The organism is Neobacillus camarae (assembly GCF_054950115.1).
Genome location: NZ_JBUCKX010000002.1, coordinates 480,724 through 499,179 on the forward strand (window position 1 = coordinate 480,724; position 18,456 = coordinate 499,179).

Consider the following 18,456-nt stretch of genomic DNA (forward strand, 5'->3'; position numbering starts at 1 on the left):
AATCAATATGCGAGAAACAAAAGTCTGTGAATCATGTGGCAAACTTGTTAGAAGGTCCCCTTCACATATAAGGGGAAGAGTCTATTGCAGTAAGGTATGTTCTAACCTAAAAAAAAATGTGGGTATACCGAACGAAAAAACCTGCGAAAATTGTGGTATTACATTTTCAAAGCAAAAAAGGGAAACTTGGGAATATTGGAAAACAAAAAAGTACTGTTCTCATGAATGTTATTCGGCGTGCTTAGTTGGAAAAAAGAACCCTAATATATCGGCTACTTTAAAAAAACTTTGGGCAAGTGACCTATCATTCCAACAGAAAATGGCGGGCCGTCCATCACATTCCTTAGAAACAAGGCAAAAAATTGGCGCAGCCTTTAAAGGAAGAAAACTAACTTATAATCACAAGCAAAGAATATCCCAGGCCATAAAGGGAGAGAATCATCCCTTTTATGGAAGAACCCACAGTCAAGAAACCAAGAAGAAAATATCAGAAAATAGAAAAGGAATTCCATTATCTGAAAAACATAAACAGCACTTATCTGAATTGTTTACTGGTAGGAAGTTATCAGAAGCCACCAGAAAAAAATTATCAGACATTTCAAAGTACAAATGGGCAAATGACCCAGAATATGTTACAAGATTACTTGATGGTCTCTCGGGAAGTAAAGGTAGAACATCATTGGAGCAAAAAGTTGCAGATGTTCTTACTGAGATAGGTGTTGAGTTTGAAGAGCAATTTATCATAAGCCGTTCAATAGTTGATTTTTATATTCATAATGGGAAAAAGATTATTGAGGCAGATGGTGAGCGTTGGCATAGCGCACCAGAGAAAAAAGCAAAGGATAGACGAAGGGATTCATTTTTAATGGATAATGGGTACAGGATATTAAGACTAAGTGAGACCGAGATAAATAATAATCCCTTACCAAAAATTATGGAATTCTTGAATAAATGACCATTGATAGTACCGATATGCATTTCGTTATGTAGTATTATTATAATCACCGAGCTAATACAGACCTTTTATGGAAGGATAAAGAACACCTGAATGTTATCAAATTCAGGTGTCTTCAGTTTTAGATTATATGAGCTAGTAAATTACAGTTTCTCTATTAATTCGGCTATTGATGCTGAGTGATCTTTTTGAGGTTTTGGAAATAAATTTCTTATAACAATAGTTGCCATAGCAGCAACTTGAGAGAACAACCCAGCAAAAAAGATGTTTGTTACCCACTCAGATAATTTAAGCTTCCCAGAACCAATGTTCCAAAGATAAACATTTCCAGCAATTACTTCTATAAAAAGAGCAGACAAGATAAAGTAAGCAATATTTCTTCGCATTTTTCTTTCTTGTGTTTGCTGTTCCTTCCATGTTGTAATTACTGTTCTTATTTTATAGCTTTGATCTTGAGCAGCTTGGTAGGAATTAATTACTTCTACATCAGATGCAGAAACATTCCCGAGTGTTTCCTTTAAAAATTCTGACTTTTCCTCGATATCTGTTCTTGGTGAAGGATTTCCCATCATAATTATCCTCTATTTATCCCGATGTTAATTATACGATTACCCATTGCGGAAATAGATACACCAAAAAGAGCAGCAAGCTCATCAACAGTAGGGTTCTTCCTAATTTCCCATTCTCGTTTAACACGATCAGCCGGCATTAATAAAGCTGCCGCAAATTTATTGGCCTCTATTTCAATATCTCTAGAGGAAAAGTCAGGGTTATTTCTAAAGAAACTTAGTTCACGATCTACATATAAATTGTTTTTTGTATAATGTAAAAAATAGTGACCTAATTCATGTGCTATAGTAAACCTTTTTCTATTGGTATGATCATTATGCTTCACATATATCGTAGCTTCATCATTATTAGTGATTTCAAGCATTCCTGAAATATTTGGTTCAGTAAATTCAGCATATTTAACACTTATATGATTATTCTGCGCAATAATTACGGGGTTCACCGGGATTGATCCATTAGTATTATTTGCAAGAACTTCTTTAGCTTTTTCTTCTGGATTAGTTGCATTAGTTGCTTCCTTTACTTTGGACATATGCCTCACCCCTTTTTTAAAATCCTGGATATTATATATCTTTTTCATGGGATATCTCCCCTTAATACAGGTTAATAATCTTTATGCCCATTGTCATAGAATAATAACCGTTAAAGTAAGATATCAACGACAATCTTAACTAAGAAAATAAAAAAAGTCTAGTATGAAATTGTTAATTTACACTTTTTTCGCTTTTCATATATTTATATTTCGACAATATAAAGTTATATCCTTCCAAATATATAGTTTATATCCTAAGAATTTTCAAATAGCAAACATCTATCTAAAAGTCGTCAACTACCCCCAAAAGCTGCTGGCATAAACAATTAAGCCTATACTGCTACAAAGACTTATATTAAATTGCCCGTGGTAAATTAACTCGTGTTATGGGTGGTGACTCCACACCCTGGCCAGTCTTTGCTTCATCAAAATGTTTTATTTTTGTATGATAACATAATTCCCCAAGAAGAAGCAGGACGTGCCAGGTAACGCTATGATGACCAACTTTTAATCCCTGGGGATCCGCTGAATTTCAATTTTCTAAATTCCAAATGGAGAAGGTCAAGACTTATAGAGGTTGGTTGTTCTGTCACCTCATTAAATAATAATTAATAGAGTAGAAAGGTTAAAAGTGTGGTTAAACCATCTTCTTCTTGAAGAGACTATGAGGACAATGACGTTGCTTATTACGCCCCGACAATTTTTGTTTTCCACTCTATGGCTATCACCTCAAATTGAGCTGTAGCCATAGAGTAAAAACAAGTCTTTGCCGGGATGTTGCATCACCCTTTCATTCGTTCGGGAAGACTTTGGATCGACGAGACCACTAAATCTAGCTTAGACTCAATCCGGTAAAGCAAATAAAGGGTCACCACGATGGGGAAGCCCACCTCGCTGATGAGCGGAATGATCTGTTCCACAAGCGTTCACTCCTTTCTACTATTCTTTTAATAAAAAAGGCCGGTTTCTGTTGAATCCGGCCTCTCCGTTTATTGCACCTTAAGCAAGCTCATACTCCACCACATTGCGGTCGATCACTTTTGCTCCTTTCGCCGCAACCAGCTTGCCGGTGCTCGATACGAATATGTCAGAAGCAATGATTTGCGCCATGGACAGCTTGACGACTTCCTCATCGACCGGTTCCTTCGGATTTTCAATCGTAAGGCGTGCTGTCTTTCCAAACTCTGTGCCAAACTCCAATTCCAGTGTTTTTGCCATTTTTTTCACCTCCCATCGTTAGATTTTTCACGCGTCATTAAGCGATAATTTCTGAACTGTCATTGCGCTCGACTTTGTTTAACTGGTCGTTACACAAAACAGAGAGAGCAGTGGCAGCTTGCCACAACTGGTCAACAGTGGCCGACTTTGTGACATTACTGAATGTCTTGGACCGCACGATTGGCTTGCCCTCATCGTCCATCCCAGTTTGAAAAACTAAACGAAGCTTTGTGGTTTCGAGTAATCCTTGTGCCATGTCGCCTCACCTCCTTTCACCTTTTATATATAGATTTAAAGGTGAAAAGGACAGGTGGAAGGAAAAATAGGTGGTACCGAGCTTGATGACTCTTGTTTGGTGAATGGTTCAACCATAAAATCCACTAAAAATTCGGAAAAATTTTTATACTATTTAGGGTGACAGGCACCATCCAGATTAAACCAGGTGGCAGGCACCACCTGAATTATGGGAAGTTCATATGTGTTGAGGGATGGTTCGTGTATCCGGTCAGGATTAAGCGAACCATCCCTTTTTTGGCTTCATTATATTGAGATATTTTTCAACTAAACTAATTGCTATAATCTTACTATAGGACTTCTTCCCCGGTGCCCAAGGGGCCAATCCTAATCAGACTGGACATTCCCCCTTCTTGTGGCGGTTTTCTCTTTGGGCTTTTACGGCACAATGATAACATGAATATAGATTAAAAAAGTGAGGGGAAACGATTTGATTTTTCATACTGAGGATCCTCGGTTAAAGAAGATGGTCGTGCTTTTGGAACGGAATTTGTTTTATGAAGCGGTTCATGTTCTCGTGGACATTATTACGGAAGTGCGTGACCGGGAGGCATTGCTCTCCTATATGAGTGCGTTTGCGTACAACTTTTCGAATGCCAAGCAAGATAATTACGTACCCAATCGAAAACGGAAGGAATCGGCAAAAGAACCGCGCCTTTATTCAGCGATGAGCGCCAAGTTCGCCCCGCCCTTTGACCATTTATTGGAGCTTGTGAAGGATACCGAGTTCCGGGAAGTTCTCCATCCTGTGGTCCGGTCTATTACATTGTATTGTGAGAATGACATGGCGGGGGCCGTGAAGGAGATGGAAAAAGCGATTCAGGCAGGCGGCCGCTATGAGCTTTTGGACTATTACATGGCCGTGTATTTTTCGGCGCTAAAGGATTACCGCCAGTTTATGAAGTACTATGACCTGCTGGCGCCTGAGAATCGGAAGCAAGGCTTCTCCAAAAAATATGTCCGCTACCGTCCCGATTTCATCCATGACCCGGCCCATATGATTTATGAGTTGAATAAGGAGATGGAGAAGCAACGGCAAAGGAATGAGGATATGGTCAAACGGTATGCCCACAATTGGTCCAATTTGCTGCTGCCGCACACCATCCAAAGGGTGGTCAATTCGCTGGTGGAAGTGGGGCAATTTTCAAATGAGGCGATGATTTTGCGCCGGGCCTACCAAAATGAGACGCTTCTTGGCCAGCAGAGTGTCATGCTCCAGCTCCGCCATTCCGATGACTTCCATCAAGTGCAGCTCCATGTGCGAAAAGGGATTGCTGCCGCCAAAGACAAGGAGGCGGGAACGATTCAACAGGTCATCCGCGATAGCCTGGAAATCGTCTTGTTTAAAATTTTTTTCTCGGACGAACGGACCCGTTCGAAGCGGGATCAACGGATACTGGATGAATTCCAAAAACAGGGAGTGGATATTGGCCCCATTACGGAACAGCTGGGAAAACTGTTGATGGATGAGAAGGGGGACTTGTTGGGGTTTGTCTCAAAAGAGCTTGTCCCAATAGAAACGCTTGTCGCCGGACCGTGGCCGCTGGTCCGTCTCCTCAAGGAGGAGGGCGGAGCCTATGCGCTTCTGATTGAGATTTTTACCGAACTGTTCCGCAATGCCTTCACTTACGCCAGCAAATCCAAGGGGGATGCCATTTCGGTCAGCCTGGAGGGGACCAACATAAACGGGACGCCGTTTTTGGCACTGTCCCTTCGAAATAAAAAGCCGGACTATCCGGTCAGTTCGGGAACAGAAGAGGGCTTGGATTCCATGAAGTCGCTTCTGGAGATGGTCAACCGGGATGTTAATAAGGAGTTTGCCACCTCCTTCATGGAGACGGAGAACCGGAAGCATGACTATGAAATCCAGCTTATGCTAAAAGCCAATTTATTGATTGCACGGGGGGAACTGAGAAAATATGGCGGGTTATAAAAAGATTTTATGGGTGGAGGATTTTGACTCCGGGCGCCAGACGATGGATAAATACGATTTCGATCAAACGTATGTCCATGTGGTCAGGGATTTTGCGGATGCGTTGTTGTATATAAAAGAAGAGTACGGCACTTTCGATACGGTTTTGCTGGATATCAATCTGGAGCTTGGTGAAGTGGAATCGGAGGAAGTCCAGAAGATTATGGGGGAATACCTCCATCCAAATCGGCAGTTCCAAGATATCGGCAAACGGGAGCTGAAGGACAATGCCGGTTTTTACGTGTATTTGTATTTATTGCATAAAGGGTTTCCCCGGGATCGGGTGTGTTTCCTGACAGGTTACAAATATGCGGAGGAGGAAACGCGGTTCAGCGTGTTGCGCCGTTTTTTGGAGGAGCATGGATTCCATAAGGAGAACGTTTGGATTGAATACGGGGAATTATTGGACGAAATCAACGAGTTCATGGATGAGCCCGATTTTGCCGATATTGCCGATGGATTTATGGCGTCTGTCGAGCAAGGAAACACCGTGGAAGCGTATCAATACGTGGTGGACACGGAAAAACGGCTGGTTAAGTTTTCGGAGTCTTCTTTTAAAAATGAAGATATTTATGGGAAATGGGATGAGAACTTTTCCAAAACAGGGATTAAATCCCCTGATGGGTACAACAAGGAAGTGAAGGGGGAATTTAACGACTTCAAAGGTTGGCTAAAGGAACGGCAAACCCCCTACTACTTGCTCCGTTACGGTGTGGTTAGTGCCTGCGAGTATTTGTGTGAAAAAATGGATGAGAATCCTTCCTTTCTGCGGTTTGAGCGGGCGTTTTATCTGCCGAAGAAGAATCGGGACCTGGACGAGCAGGAAGATCAACGTGGGGAGCGCTTGTTTTCAAAGGAGTACTTCCAAGGCTTGCTGCTGGCTTTAAAAGAAATGCTGCCGCTTCATGAACCGGACGGCCCTGTGAAAAAGAATATTTATAAGCAAATCATCCGGTTTATCGCCCATGATTGGGAAGGGGCCGTGTCCGTCAATAAGTACAGCCAAGTCGACAGTGACAAGGAACAGGGCTATAAGGACCGCACTTATTTTTCGATTATGAAGTTGCTGCGGAACTGGAGTGCCCATAACAAGCTTATCGAGTTTACCGAAAGTGATGTGGCCTTTTTCTTGTTGGTCGCCTTGCGCAGCTATTTCCGCTTGAATAACTTAACGGAAAGCTTTCCGGTTGTGCCTTACGAGGAAATTCTTCTACAGGTAGTGGAACCACTTTCGGCTGAGGAGAAGGAACAGAAACAGGTCCGGCTCCAGCAAAGCCTGCAAAACAACGAGATTAAATTGAACCAGCAGTTCGACCAGCTCCGTCAGCGCATGATCAGGCACTATGAGAAGCAGGAAAAAGTATATCTTTCGATGTCAGTCAATCTTTATGATGTCTTGAAGGATATCGGCAAAGATCTGGACGACTGTACGGTGCATGATTTGCACATCATGCTTTGGTATGGGATGTGTTCAATTAGTTTTGGGAGCTTCCAAGCGAATATCATCAATGTGAAATATGATTACACCTTCATCAACCGGCTAATCTTCCAGAAGCGGAAGGAGAACGATTTGTTCACGCAATTATACATACGGACGTTTGAACAGCTGCTGCAGCCTGAAGGGTGCCAGGTTTAACGTAGGGACGGCTTTGGGGTTTAGCGTGTTGCGGGGTCGGGGTGTCGCTGGCAAAGGAATCCATCTATCATTGGAAAAAGGGGATGCTGTCATGAACCGTTTTTTAAACACAGAGAATTATCTAAGGGAGCTGATCGATGGGGATGCTATTGAGTTTGATTCCTTTGAGATGAATCCGGTTTGGGAAGAGGCGGAACTAACCCGCAACGGGGATGCCGCCACCTTCCGGTTTGCCGATGGCGAGTGGTACGAGGGGGAAGAAAAGGAAGGCATTCCCCGCGGATTGGGCACCTATACTTTTAAAAAAGGGAATCTCTACAAAGGGATGTGGAAGGACGGCCTCCCCCACGGGCAAGGAAAATTTTATTACCATGATGGGTCGTTAGCGTATGAGGGGGAGCTGAAGCAGGGGCAATATGACGGGTTTGGGAGCGCCTATTATCCGGACGGCTCGTATTACGTTGGTGAATGGTCAGAAGGCGCCATTTCCGGCTTAGGCTACTGCATTAAGAGGTTTGGCCGTGCCAATGAGGATACGGAGGACCCTTATATCTATGACTGGATCCCGTTTTCGTGGTATGTGGGCGAGTGGAAGGATAATGTCCCGGACGGTAAGGGCAGGATTTTCATGATGGAACCCGACGTTTCGAAAACGACCGATGCGGACCACTTCCAGAGGGAATGTTGGCAGGCTGTGCAAACCCGGCGGCGTCTCGCGGAGCTTCCCGATATGACCAAGAACCGGAAGTATCTTTGGTATGAGGGAGAGATGAAGGACGGTGACCCCTATGGGGTGGGGTCGTTCTATGATGAGGAAGGCCACCTGAGGTTTCATGGCGAAGTGAAGGGAAGCATCGAAAAACTAAATATGCTATATGACCATGTGCCCCAATGGTCCGATGACATCAGGACCCCGGAATTGGATGCGGACCCCTGGATATACTTCGACGGCAAACCCGTCATCAAGCTGGGATATGGGGAGTTTTACACGAAAAACGGGGAAGTCTGGTTCAAGGGCAGCATGGACCACATAAGGTGACAGGCACCTTCCAGTATTTGGACGGTGCTTGTCACCTGGAGGAAAGGAGGGCGGTTGACCGTGGATTTCCGGAAGGAAGAAGAGATGTTCCGGTTTTTATTTATTGAGGGGAACGCCTATAACAAGAAGCAGCTTGCTGGTCTCTTGGGTATGAAGGAGAAATATTTCTACGATAAATTTTTTCCGCGATTCCAGCAAGAGCTCGAGGAGCAGGTTGAAGCGGATTATGTGGAGTCCACAAGGCGGAAAAAATTCAGCTATGCCAGGCTTAAGTATGATGCCTACCAGTATAACGAAAATGTGTTGATGGCATTCTACCGGCAAAATAAGGCGCTTCGCCCGATTGAACTGGAGCGCCTCACCGACATGTTTTCATTGCTGTCCCAAAAGGCGATGACGAAGGAAGAGGTGGTCCGGGAGGTAAACAAGCGTCATCACCTGGTGGTCGACAATGCCTTTTCCCGATCGTTCGACCGGAGCTTTGCGGAACTGGAGCGGCTGGGGGTCGTTTATAAAACGAAGGCGAAAAAGCCCTACCAATATAAACTCGACCATCGTCTTCTCGAGGCGCTCACCACCGGGGAACTGCTGGATTTGTACGGGTTTGTCCACTACGTCTCCAATACGGCCAGTTTGTCGGTGCCGGGATACTTTTTGCTTGATATCGTAAAAGAATATCTGGCCTGCCAAGCGGCGGATGCAGCCCCCAGGCTGGATATATATTCCTACAAGTACATCAACTTCGGCAGAATTTTGGATGAATATAAGTGCATGCAGCTGCTATACGCCCTTGAGGGGAACAAATATGTAAAGCTCCGCTACTATCCGAAGGATGCCAAAAAGCGGGCCCATGTTGCAACCGATGAGCCCGACAAGCCGGAGCTTATGAAACTCATTCCTTTACGCCTGCTCTATGATCACCAATATGGCCGGTGGTATTTTCTGGGCGTGAAGGAAGGGGAAGAGAGCTATCGGATTTTGAAGCTGGAAGGAATCGCGGACATCGGGCTCGGTGAACGCATAGGGGAGTTGCCTGCATGGACGGCCGGGCAAATCACCGGCCAACTGGACAAGAGCTGGCTATTGGGCACGGATCCGCCCGTAACGGTCCACGTGAAATTTTACTTTGAACCTTCCCAGCCGCAACGGAATTTTATCCGCGAAAGAGTGGAGCGGCAAGGCCAGTGGGGGAAAATTACCGAAGAGGGGGAGGATTTCTTCCTCTATGAAATCCAGGTCAACGGAACCCGGGAGATCAAGCCGTGGATTCGGAGCTTTGGTTCGAGTGCCGAGGTAGTGGCCCCGAAGGATTTGCGGGAAGAGTTGATCGCGGAGTGGAGACTGTTGGCGGAGGAGTATGCTGATGTTTGAAAAAATTCATAGCCACCAGCTGAAAAAAAGCCTGAAGGAAATGATGGGAGACACGAATGAGTTCATGCTGCCCATCTCCAACCATGAAAAGCGCTGGCTCAAAGCCGCGCTGCAGAATGAGGCGGCGACCTTGTTTTTCAAAGGAGAAACAATGGAAAAATTGGAGCCACTCTTAGCTGAAATCGTAGAATCCGACCCTTCCCTCATTGTTGAAAAAGGAACCTCCAAGCCACTGGGACAGCAAGACGATATTGCCTCGATTCACCAGCGGCTTCGCCATGGCATGGCCAATAAACAGGCCTTCCTTCTTTCCTACCGGCTGAATGATGGGGACGTGATAGAGGGGGCAGAGGGCTTTCCGTATAAGCTTGAATTTTATGTACAAAAACAACAATGGTATGTGCTTTGGGTAAAAAAACAACATGATGTGGATTATCTGATTTCGACTCCTTTGCCCCATCTGTTGGATATTTGCTGGAAAAAATGCAGTGAAGCGGAGTATCGGGCGTATCTGGGGTTGGCAGAACAGCTGGTGGACGGGGGGAAGCGGCAGGCGACGATTGCGCTAAATCCGAAGACCCTGGATGAATCGTCCGTCGATCAGCATCGCCACCGTATTTTCTATGCTTTTTCCTGTTTTGACAAAGAAATTGTCTATGACGAAGAAGAGCATCATTTCGAGATTATCGTCTATTACCGGGAGACGGAAAAATATGATTTGCTGCAGAAGCTGCGATTTCTGGGGAAACGGGTGGTCGTAAAAGAACCTGAGGAACTGAGACGCATGCTCCAGAAGACTGCCATCGATGCATTAAAGCGGTATGGCGAGTGAAGAGTGTTTGCCGCTTGCTTTTTTAGGGAGCGTCGGGCTATCCGTTAGAGTAGGGTTATCAATCTTTCTGTGTTATAAGCCAACCAAACCATCAAATTCAAGCCGCTATAAAGCAGGTGACAATCTGCTTTGTAGTGGCTTTTTTTTTATAAAAGCATTCTACCTAAAAATGGGTAAATTCGCCTTTTTTTATTAACGGCCGTACGCATGAAAAAACCGCTAGAACAGTCGTTAATAACCCTTATTAACGACTTTTCTCGGGGGGAAATCACCGGAACGGTAGTTAATAGCCTTTATTGGCGACCGATCTCCCAGAAATACCGCCGGAACCGTCGTTAATAGCAAGCGATTAACGACCGAACTCGCAGAAAAAGCAACAGAACGGTCGGTAATGCAAATTGCCAAATATTGGAACGAACATTCGTATTCTTCACCAAAAAACAAAAGCAATATAAACAGCCTTTTTTTACACATAAGAGCGCTTATCCCCCCTAGTTGTGGCGGACTCAGGGGGGATTTTTCTGTCTATAATGAGGATAACAATTACTGAGGAAAGAAAGGACGGGATTTGATTGGCGAACAAAGGGATGGACGTTGAAAAAACAGCACAGGATGTGTCCGGGATATCAGCCGTGGCTCTTGGAGGAATGCGGGTCATCAATCTGGAACAGGCCTTTGCCGATTATAAAAAAATCATGCTGGAGGCGGTCCGGAGAAAGGATGGCGGGATCAGCGGCCTTCCGGACGATAAATTAAAGGGGTTTGTGTTTGAGGGCCATCATAAAGGCACGTTCAACATTGATGCGGCGGCCAAAGGCCTCTTTAAAAAAGATATCCAGGCCCATATCGGCAATGATGTGTTGGCGGACGGGTCCGTTTTATCGGCCCATGACATGACGACGGACATTCTCATTGAAAGCCGGCCTTCCCTACGGCAGCAATTGGGGCAGGAGCAGCCGAACGTCAAGGACTACCAGGCCAAAGTGTACGAGTCCCGTACGAAAACCATGAGGCACCTGGATCAGTATGACACGAACAAGCTGGGGCCCGCCGACCAAACACCTGAATACGCACAAATCGAGGAACAGTTCCGCGGCCGGACCGTGAAATCGGAGCCGATGACCTCGGATGAAGCGATGGACATGGTCCAGAACGCGAAGCAGTCCAACGTTGAGTATGGGGCAAAACAGCAACGCCTGAATGAGCTCCGCTGGGTGAATTTTAAGACGGCCGTGAAAGCGGGGGCCATTTCAGGCGCATTGGGTGCCGCCATCTCGGAGGTGGCCGATATCTGCCTGAATGGCAAGGACCTCACCGCCAAGCAGTTTGAAGAATCCATCGTCAATGTCCTGAAGGGAACGGCCGATGGGGCCGGGCGCGGAGGCGTATTGTTTGTGGCGGCCGAACTGTTTGGGGCCACCGGGTTAAAGTCCGTGCCGGGATTGGCCGCCGCCAATACGCTCTATGATTTTGCCAAGGATTTATACCGGTTTGTGAATGGGAAAATCGACGGCGATGACCTGTTGTGCAATACCGTCACAAACATGTTTACCTCTACGGCAACATTTGCCGGGGCGCAAATGGGGATGTCGGCGGCGATTGGCCTAGGCGCGACCATCGGAACCGCTGTGGGGCCATTCGGAACGCTTGTTGGCGGGGCCATAGGCGGCCTGATCGCCGGTTTGGGCGCTAGTGCGGTCGTGACCGGTGCCCAAAAGGATGCGTTCCGGCGGGTGCAGCAGGATATCGACGAGGTGATGCAGTCCACGACGCTAAACCCCCGCATGAAGCAATTAAAGCTCGTGGAAAAAATGTCCTCCTTGTCGGAAATCCAATTCTCGTTCAAGGACCTGATTCCCATGTACAACATTATCGGCGATTTGGCCGAATATAACCAGCGGAAAAAGGTCATCAAACAAGTGCGGAAGCAAGTGGCAGAGACGAGGGGCAATCTGGACAGAGAGTTTGAACAGGCCCACGAGCGGATGGTTGTCATGCATGAAAGGCGCTGCATAGAGCTGGAGGACCAGTTTGTTTCGGCACGCAGGCAACTGGCTCAGGAGTACCGGGGTATTTTTCAACAGGAAATTGGCGGTGACTTCCGGCGTTTTACGGCTGCCTACTCGGTTGCCTTTGGAAATCTCGCCACCTCATACTCGGCGCTCGAGGAGGCGCAAAACCGGCATAAACAACAGCTGGGGATGGAAATGCAACGGCAAGAGGCGCTTGACTATTACTTGAATCTGGTCAAGGAGGTTTCCGAAGAATCGGACCACCAGGCACTCCGGCAGTTGGTGGAGAAAATCCAGCGGGTGATCCGTCAGGACCGGTTTCTGAAGACCCTTTCCTATGTGGACCGCCACGACATCCTACACTATTTACGCGAGGAGGAATGTTGATGATCATCCGTGCTATTGTCCGGTGTTTGGCCAATCACTCCCTTAAGCGGGAGGCCGCCAGGGCCGAGAGGGATATTGAACAGCTCCAGGAGGAAATCGAGGAGCGGCAGGAACAGCTTGAGCGGGAGAAACGGAAGCTTGACCGGCAGTTCGAAGAAAGGAAGCGGTATTTGGAAAACCAGCTGAAGGTGGACCAGGAATTCCTTCAGATGGTGTATCCGAATCTGGTCCTTTATGTAGGACAGGAGATGAAGAAGCGCCAGTTGTTTTTGTACAAGGAGTTCTTCAAATTTTCCATGGTGCAGTACCGGCAGCAGCAACAGCAGCTGGAAGACTTGATCCGGTCTATTGATATAGATATCAAGCAGCTCGAGGATCTGAAGGAGAGCCTGGCCGCCCAATCGGATATCGGCCCCTATCTTGACCTGGCCAGACTGCACCACCAGGACATCCCGGATTCCAAGGACCCTGCCTTGCTCCGGAAGCTGCAGGAATTGAAGCGAGTGGTCCAGGAGGAGGAAGGCGCCGGCCCCAAGCTACATTCCTTGAATAAGCTGATCACTTATGTGTTGGCCAAAAACGAGCTGCTGAAGGACCTCCAGTATATCCAATGGGCGATTGGCATGAAACGGAGCAACCAGTCCCTGTTCCGAAAGCGGAAAAAAGCGGCGGGCGCGGCGGCCCGCGCGGCATCCAAGCAGGTCCAGGCCATGAATCAGGCCATCTCGGGCCAAATGGAGCAGCTGGAAGAGACGGCATGTGCCATCAGGAAATGCTGGGAAGTTCCGAAAAATGCCCTGTACGCGGAAAAAAAGGAGGTATTGGAGCAGCTCAAGCAAGTGGACCCGGATGACCGCTATCAGGAATTGAAGGAAGAGCGGCGTTCCTGCTTCGAAAGGCTTGAAGGGGTAAAGCGCGATATCCAGAAGTGCTATGACAGCCAATGCTTCGATAACCTGGAATGGTTGAAGGGGAAGAAAGAGCGAATCCATGCCAAGCTCAATGAGTTGAATGGACCGTTCAATGAAATCAAGCCCTTCAAACAGAAACTCCATGAAATCGGGCAGGAGCTAAGCCATTGGAAAGCGCGTGAAACCATGGTTTATGACCAGCTGAAGCAGCTGGATATCTACTTGATGGGAGGGAAAAGGAATGTCCGCGATCGACTTCAAGCTTAGTGACCGCTATTCACCCGTGGAGGAGGCAGCCTTTCGCCTGGTGGGCCTGGGAAGTGCGTCTCTTCGGGACATGGCGGATGTCCTCTACATTTTTTCAGAGCCGGTGGTAGCCAAAGCAGTGGAACGGCTGGTCAATGATCAGCTCCTTTCCATCGATTTATCGACCGGTGTGATTGACTATTCCCCCTTGGTGGAGAAGTTGTTCCGCTGCTGCAGCGAGGAGGTTTCCATCCTGTTTCCGGAGGAGGTGGAGGGGGACCAGCTTGTGCTTCAGCATCCACTCCTGATCAGCCAGGTGTTGGATGAGCTGGACAAAGAGGATGATAGGCTCAAAGAGTTGAAACGCAGCATTACGCTGATTTTGAGGAGGGATTCGAATGGATCGAACTGAGGCAATGGAAACATGGACGGAGCATGTGAACAGCTGGACGCGGTTTCTGGGGACACTGATTGCCGATTGTGAGGAAAAGGGCGATTTCGGCACGAAGGTCAAGTATAGCCGCCAGCTTAGCGCGTTGACGGATATCTCCTATGGAGCAGTCGTGAATCCCCTGTTGGTTGGGGCGTTCGTTTACCCGGAAGGGATGACCGAGGCACCCCTGCAAGAACTTGAATTTTACAATCGGAAATTGAATTTGCCGCAGCAGGAGGCGGTAAAAAAGGCGCTTTCCGCCGAGCTGCTTTGCCTTATCCAGGGACCTCCCGGCACAGGCAAAACAACAGTGATCACAGAGATTTGCCTGCAAATCTTAATGCACCAACCTCAGTCTCGAATTCTGGTATGCTCAGAAACTCATATCGCCGTTAACAATGTCATGGATAAGTTGTATGACATGCTTGATGAGTTTCATGCCCTGCGGATCCGCAACCGCGAAATCGACCCATCCGACCAAATTGAGCAGTCCACGACGGATGCTTATTTGCAAGCCTATTTTGCGCAGTTGGAAGAAAAAGGGGTGCGCGATGACATCAGGGGCATGCTCCGGGAGGTTTTTTCGAATGAAAACCCGGTCAAGCGGCGCGCTTTGGAAAAACAGCTAATCCAAAGCAAGCGGGTGGTCGGCATCACTTGCAATGGAATGGGGGCCTTTCCGTTTGGACCAGATGATGAGCCGTTCGATTACGTCGTCATCGACGAGGTGTGCAAAGCGACCTTGCCGGAGGTCCTGTTGCCGATGAGTGTGGCGAAGAAGGCGATTCTTGTGGGTGACCCCAAACAGCTGCCGCCGCTGTTTTGCAAGGAAGACACGGAAACGATGAGAGAGCTGGATGCCCTCGATATTCAGGACTTCAAGTACATCGACAGCCTGTTTCAGCGTATGCCGGGTTCCTGCTATAGCATGCTGCGCAAGCAGTTCCGCATGACCAATGAAATTGGGAAGCTCGTGAGCGATTGCTTTTACCGGGAGGAAGGCGGGTTGGAAAACGGGTTGGACCGGCCAAGTCCCGGGTGCATTCAATGGGTGGATTACCCGACAGACTCCAGGTGGCCGGAGGAAGAAGGGGGGCGAATTGTCAATCTCGATGAGGTAGAGCAGGTGAAGCTTCTGCTGGAGCGGGAGAATCTGGCGCTGTCGGGTACGGCGGGTACCACGCCAGGAGCAGCGGGTACCACACGGGAAGCGGCGGATGCCACTTCAGAAGCCGCAGAGGAAAATGCAGGAGCCGCAGTGGAAAATCCGGATGCCGCAGGGCGTGATACGGAAGCGGCGGAGGAAGGTGCGGATTCCGGTTCCGCAAAGGAAAAGGTTTCGGTTGCGATTATTTCGCCCTACCGGCCAATGGTCAGGACCCTCCGGAAAACCCTAGAGCGGGATGGCTATGATCGGTTGAGTATCCAGATTGATACGATCGATGCCTTTCAAGGAAAGGATGCCGACATCGTCATCTTCTGTCTTACCCGGAATGCCGGCACGCTGCGCTTCTTCTCCGACCCGCGCCGGTTAAACGTTGCCGTCTCCCGTGCCAAAGACAAGCTTTGGATTATCGGCAGCAAACGGTACGCCCGGCGCAGCCGATTGCTCCGCGACATTATGGACAGGGCCTGTTAGTGTGCAGGAGGGAGGTACTCCTGCTACACTTTGTCGGCAGATTTCGATACGCCGTCGTCGGCATTTGGGCCCAGCTCTCCGCCAAAGTCTAGTAAAGGCCGCACAATCAAATCTATTGTTATATTGGAATAGTTAGCAGGAAATTGGCGGCCTTCTACAGAAAGTAAAAAAGACGAAAAACAGTTTACCTGTATAACGTGTGGCCCTGTTTAAACGGGCAGCTTAAGCCATGGCCAAGAATAAAGCCAGAAACTAAAGAGGTGGGAGGCATTGGAACCTCTTTAGCCTGAATCACTCGCTGAGATTTTTTAAAAAAATTTGAGCGAACGATTTAGTCATTCCATTTACGAGGTGGTAAACATGAATCACGAAGAAGACGTTTATCAGCAAATCATCGCGGAGGACACCGCCCATATGATGAAGCCTGAAATCGAAACCGACCTGTTTGTAAAAAAGATCAGGGACGTGGTCACCCGCTACTATAACGAAATTTATCGGGAGGATAAGGTAACCGAAGCTTCCACGCGAAACGTGGCTGCCGAGTTAACGGGCCTGGTCCGGCAGTATCTGAAAAACCAACTAGCTGCCGCACGCGGGCTGAACGGAGAATTGCGTGAATTGGAGAAACTGGTCAGCGAGGTCCAGTTGGCAGCCAGGCGCTTCTTGTTTTTGGTCCATCAATTCAGAATCGAGGCGCCGCTTTCTCTGGAATTGGATTTTTCTTTTTCCAGCCTGTTGAAGCAATTTCAAGATACAACGGGCAGTGCCGCTAAAGGGTTCAAACAAAGATTGCTGGATGCTTGGGAGGAAAGCATCCTGTATTTTGAGATGAAGGAGGCGTCCCCGATTAGCGGTATGGATGTGTACGAAGCGATGCTGGACATCGCCAAGAGCCTTTCGACGAACATGCGGTCCGATTCGGAAGCCTTCGACCACGAATCCGTGCTGGAAATGACGGATGTCCTGACCGATTATTTGTGGGAAAATCAAGAGGACGACTGCAATGAGGCGGTCACGGCCTTTGCCGTATTCAACCATTTAATCAAGGACCACCATCCGCGGTGTAAGCTCGATAGCTCGTTCTATCGGGAGAACGTTTATTGCTACCTGGATGACGAGGACTTTGTCGACTATCTCGAGCTGATCCGCAACCGGCAATGGAAGAAAGCGATGGAACAACAGCCGGAGTACAGTATTCCCTATTACTATACGCTGGTAAGCCTGTTCGTTAGGAAATACAGTCCAAGGGAAATCAATGAGACGATTGATCAACATCTTCCGCTAATCAATGAATGTTTGGGCAACGCCGGCGACCTGTTTCATAAGTTCCCCGAGAATGACGAGTACTTGCCAAGCCTGGACGTTGAGTTTGTCACGCTGCTGGAGGCAATGGAAGAGCGGACGAACTATTTGCAGGTGCTCGAGGCGAAAAACAAAAAGCTCGAGGCACAAAAGCGGAAATTGGAAGAGCAGAAGCAGGAATTGGAGCGGTTGAACAAGGAATTGCTGCTGGTGAACCATAAAAACCGGAAAATGGTGGACGATTTTTCGCATTCGTGGACCAACATCTTGAAGCCGGACCTGGTCTATCATGCCGCCAAGGCCTTGATGGGGGATGAACGCTACCGCAAGCAATACATTGCGCTGATGCGGGCCTATAATGATGAAGTGCTGGCCGGGAATGAGTGCCAAATGCTGAAGCTGACCCATTCCGACTATAGCAAAGAATCGCGCAACCGCCTGCGCCATTACTTGCGGGAAGGAATTGTCACGGACAAGGAAAAAGGCATCGATGTCCGCTACATCCTGAATTATGCCCTGAACCGGACCCTGTTCCGGCTGTTTTTTGAAAAAGAAAATGAGCGGATCCGCTTTATTCAGAAGCAATTCGAGGATTCCGGCATTGAATTTTCGAAAAGGTCGCAAGCCTTTGAGCAGTTTCTCCATGATTCCGGTGTCCAAGAACCGGACGTGATCAAGTGGTTTAACCAGGACCCTGCTTTCTTCGCCATTGAAATTTGCATGGATGACAACTGGCGGGAAGTGCGCCTTGATAAAAACAAAGGCGTCACTACGTTCCTGATTACCCGGTTCATGGAGCTGTTCATCAATATGTTTACCTACGGCTCAAAGCGCAGTGAGGATTCTGTGTACATTCGGCTTTTTTCCACGCAAAAGGAGTTTTATGACTTTTTGGCGATCCGCTTTGAGAATAGCGTTGGACCGCAGCAGGGAACTTCGGGGTTCTCAGGAAGCCAGCGCGGGCTATTGGCCTCCCAGGAAATTTTCAAGATGCTGCATGCTGATCTGCTCCGTGACGACAGCACCGTCTTTCAAACCGGCCACGGGGAAAACCATCGCTTCTATGTGGAAATGCTCATTGATCAGTATTTATTAAAGGGGGAGTAA

The 18,456-nt window shown here is 47.7% G+C and carries 17 protein-coding genes; 11 read left to right on the forward strand and 6 right to left on the reverse strand.

Annotated elements, in window-relative coordinates; all coding sequences use genetic code 11:
- Positions 1–7 precede the first annotated feature (7 nt).
- Positions 8–955: an NUMOD3 domain-containing DNA-binding protein gene (locus tag ACY8D0_RS10045; RefSeq protein ID WP_462410372.1), complete on the forward strand. Its 948-nt coding sequence runs from the start codon at positions 8–10 to the stop codon at positions 953–955.
- A 143-nt stretch (positions 956–1,098) separates the two neighbouring features.
- Here the strand turns inward: ACY8D0_RS10045 and ACY8D0_RS10050 are convergent, their stop codons facing one another.
- From ACY8D0_RS10050 to ACY8D0_RS10070, 5 genes are all read right to left on the reverse strand, one after another.
- Positions 1,099–1,527: a hypothetical protein gene (locus tag ACY8D0_RS10050; RefSeq protein WP_462410373.1), complete on the reverse strand. Its 429-nt coding sequence runs from the start codon at positions 1,525–1,527 to the stop codon at positions 1,099–1,101.
- Between the two features lie 2 nt (positions 1,528–1,529).
- A complete protein-coding gene (locus ACY8D0_RS10055; protein ID WP_462410374.1) occupies positions 1,530–2,105 on the reverse strand; it encodes an ImmA/IrrE family metallo-endopeptidase in 576 nt (191 codons plus the stop codon).
- A gap of 734 nt (positions 2,106–2,839) precedes the next feature.
- Entirely contained in the window at positions 2,840–2,977 is a 138-nt protein-coding gene (locus tag ACY8D0_RS10060; protein ID WP_462410375.1) for a YvrJ family protein, read from the reverse strand.
- Positions 2,978–3,056: 79 nt separating this feature from the next.
- Positions 3,057–3,275, reverse strand: a complete 219-nt coding sequence (locus ACY8D0_RS10065; protein WP_462410376.1) for a DUF2922 domain-containing protein — start codon at positions 3,273–3,275, stop codon at positions 3,057–3,059.
- A 37-nt stretch (positions 3,276–3,312) separates the two neighbouring features.
- Complete coding sequence (locus ACY8D0_RS10070; protein ID WP_462410377.1) at positions 3,313–3,531, reverse strand: DUF1659 domain-containing protein; 219 nt, start codon at positions 3,529–3,531, stop codon at positions 3,313–3,315.
- Between the two features lie 468 nt (positions 3,532–3,999).
- Here ACY8D0_RS10070 and ACY8D0_RS10075 point away from each other — a divergent pair, with 468 nt between their 5' ends.
- The 5 genes from ACY8D0_RS10075 to ACY8D0_RS10095 are packed head-to-tail and all read left to right on the forward strand — an operon-like array spanning position 4,000 to position 10,419.
- Positions 4,000–5,502, forward strand: coding sequence for a hypothetical protein (locus ACY8D0_RS10075; RefSeq protein WP_462410378.1), 1,503 nt, complete (start codon positions 4,000–4,002; stop codon positions 5,500–5,502).
- Positions 5,489–7,177 carry a hypothetical protein gene (locus ACY8D0_RS10080; RefSeq protein WP_462410379.1) on the forward strand — a complete coding sequence of 563 codons (1,689 nt, stop codon included), beginning with the start codon at positions 5,489–5,491 and terminating at the stop codon, positions 7,175–7,177. The genes ACY8D0_RS10075 and ACY8D0_RS10080 overlap by 14 nt, the downstream gene beginning before the upstream one ends.
- Positions 7,178–7,205: 28 nt before the next feature.
- Positions 7,206–8,216 carry an MORN repeat-containing protein gene (locus ACY8D0_RS10085; RefSeq protein ID WP_462410380.1) on the forward strand — a complete coding sequence of 337 codons (1,011 nt, stop codon included), beginning with the start codon at positions 7,206–7,208 and terminating at the stop codon, positions 8,214–8,216.
- A gap of 60 nt (positions 8,217–8,276) precedes the next feature.
- Positions 8,277–9,587 carry a helix-turn-helix transcriptional regulator gene (locus tag ACY8D0_RS10090; RefSeq protein ID WP_462410381.1) on the forward strand — a complete coding sequence of 437 codons (1,311 nt, stop codon included), beginning with the start codon at positions 8,277–8,279 and terminating at the stop codon, positions 9,585–9,587.
- Complete coding sequence (locus tag ACY8D0_RS10095; protein ID WP_462410382.1) at positions 9,580–10,419, forward strand: WYL domain-containing protein; 840 nt, start codon at positions 9,580–9,582, stop codon at positions 10,417–10,419. The genes ACY8D0_RS10090 and ACY8D0_RS10095 overlap by 8 nt, the downstream gene beginning before the upstream one ends.
- A 231-nt stretch (positions 10,420–10,650) precedes the next feature.
- Here ACY8D0_RS10095 and ACY8D0_RS10100 read toward each other — a convergent pair whose 3' ends face one another.
- On the reverse strand, positions 10,651–10,893 hold the full coding sequence (locus ACY8D0_RS10100; RefSeq protein ID WP_462410383.1) for a hypothetical protein: 243 nt from the start codon (positions 10,891–10,893) through the stop codon (positions 10,651–10,653).
- 98 nt (positions 10,894–10,991) lie between these two features.
- On the opposite strand from ACY8D0_RS10100, the gene ACY8D0_RS10105 reads away from it, so the two are divergent.
- The 5 genes from ACY8D0_RS10105 to ACY8D0_RS10125 all read left to right on the forward strand — a co-directional run bounded on the left by ACY8D0_RS10105 (position 10,992) and on the right by ACY8D0_RS10125 (position 18,456).
- A complete protein-coding gene (locus ACY8D0_RS10105; protein WP_462410384.1) occupies positions 10,992–12,818 on the forward strand; it encodes a hypothetical protein in 1,827 nt (608 codons plus the stop codon).
- Positions 12,818–13,996, forward strand: a complete 1,179-nt coding sequence (locus ACY8D0_RS10110) for a hypothetical protein (RefSeq protein ID WP_462410385.1) — start codon at positions 12,818–12,820, stop codon at positions 13,994–13,996. Before ACY8D0_RS10105 ends, ACY8D0_RS10110 begins: the two co-directional genes overlap by 1 nt.
- Positions 13,971–14,387, forward strand: a complete 417-nt coding sequence (locus tag ACY8D0_RS10115; RefSeq protein WP_462410386.1) for a hypothetical protein — start codon at positions 13,971–13,973, stop codon at positions 14,385–14,387. Before ACY8D0_RS10110 ends, ACY8D0_RS10115 begins: the two co-directional genes overlap by 26 nt.
- Positions 14,374–16,047: an AAA domain-containing protein gene (locus ACY8D0_RS10120; protein ID WP_462410387.1), complete on the forward strand. Its 1,674-nt coding sequence runs from the start codon at positions 14,374–14,376 to the stop codon at positions 16,045–16,047. Before ACY8D0_RS10115 ends, ACY8D0_RS10120 begins: the two co-directional genes overlap by 14 nt.
- 360 nt (positions 16,048–16,407) lie before the next feature.
- Positions 16,408–18,456 carry a hypothetical protein gene (locus ACY8D0_RS10125; protein WP_462410388.1) on the forward strand — a complete coding sequence of 683 codons (2,049 nt, stop codon included), beginning with the start codon at positions 16,408–16,410 and terminating at the stop codon, positions 18,454–18,456.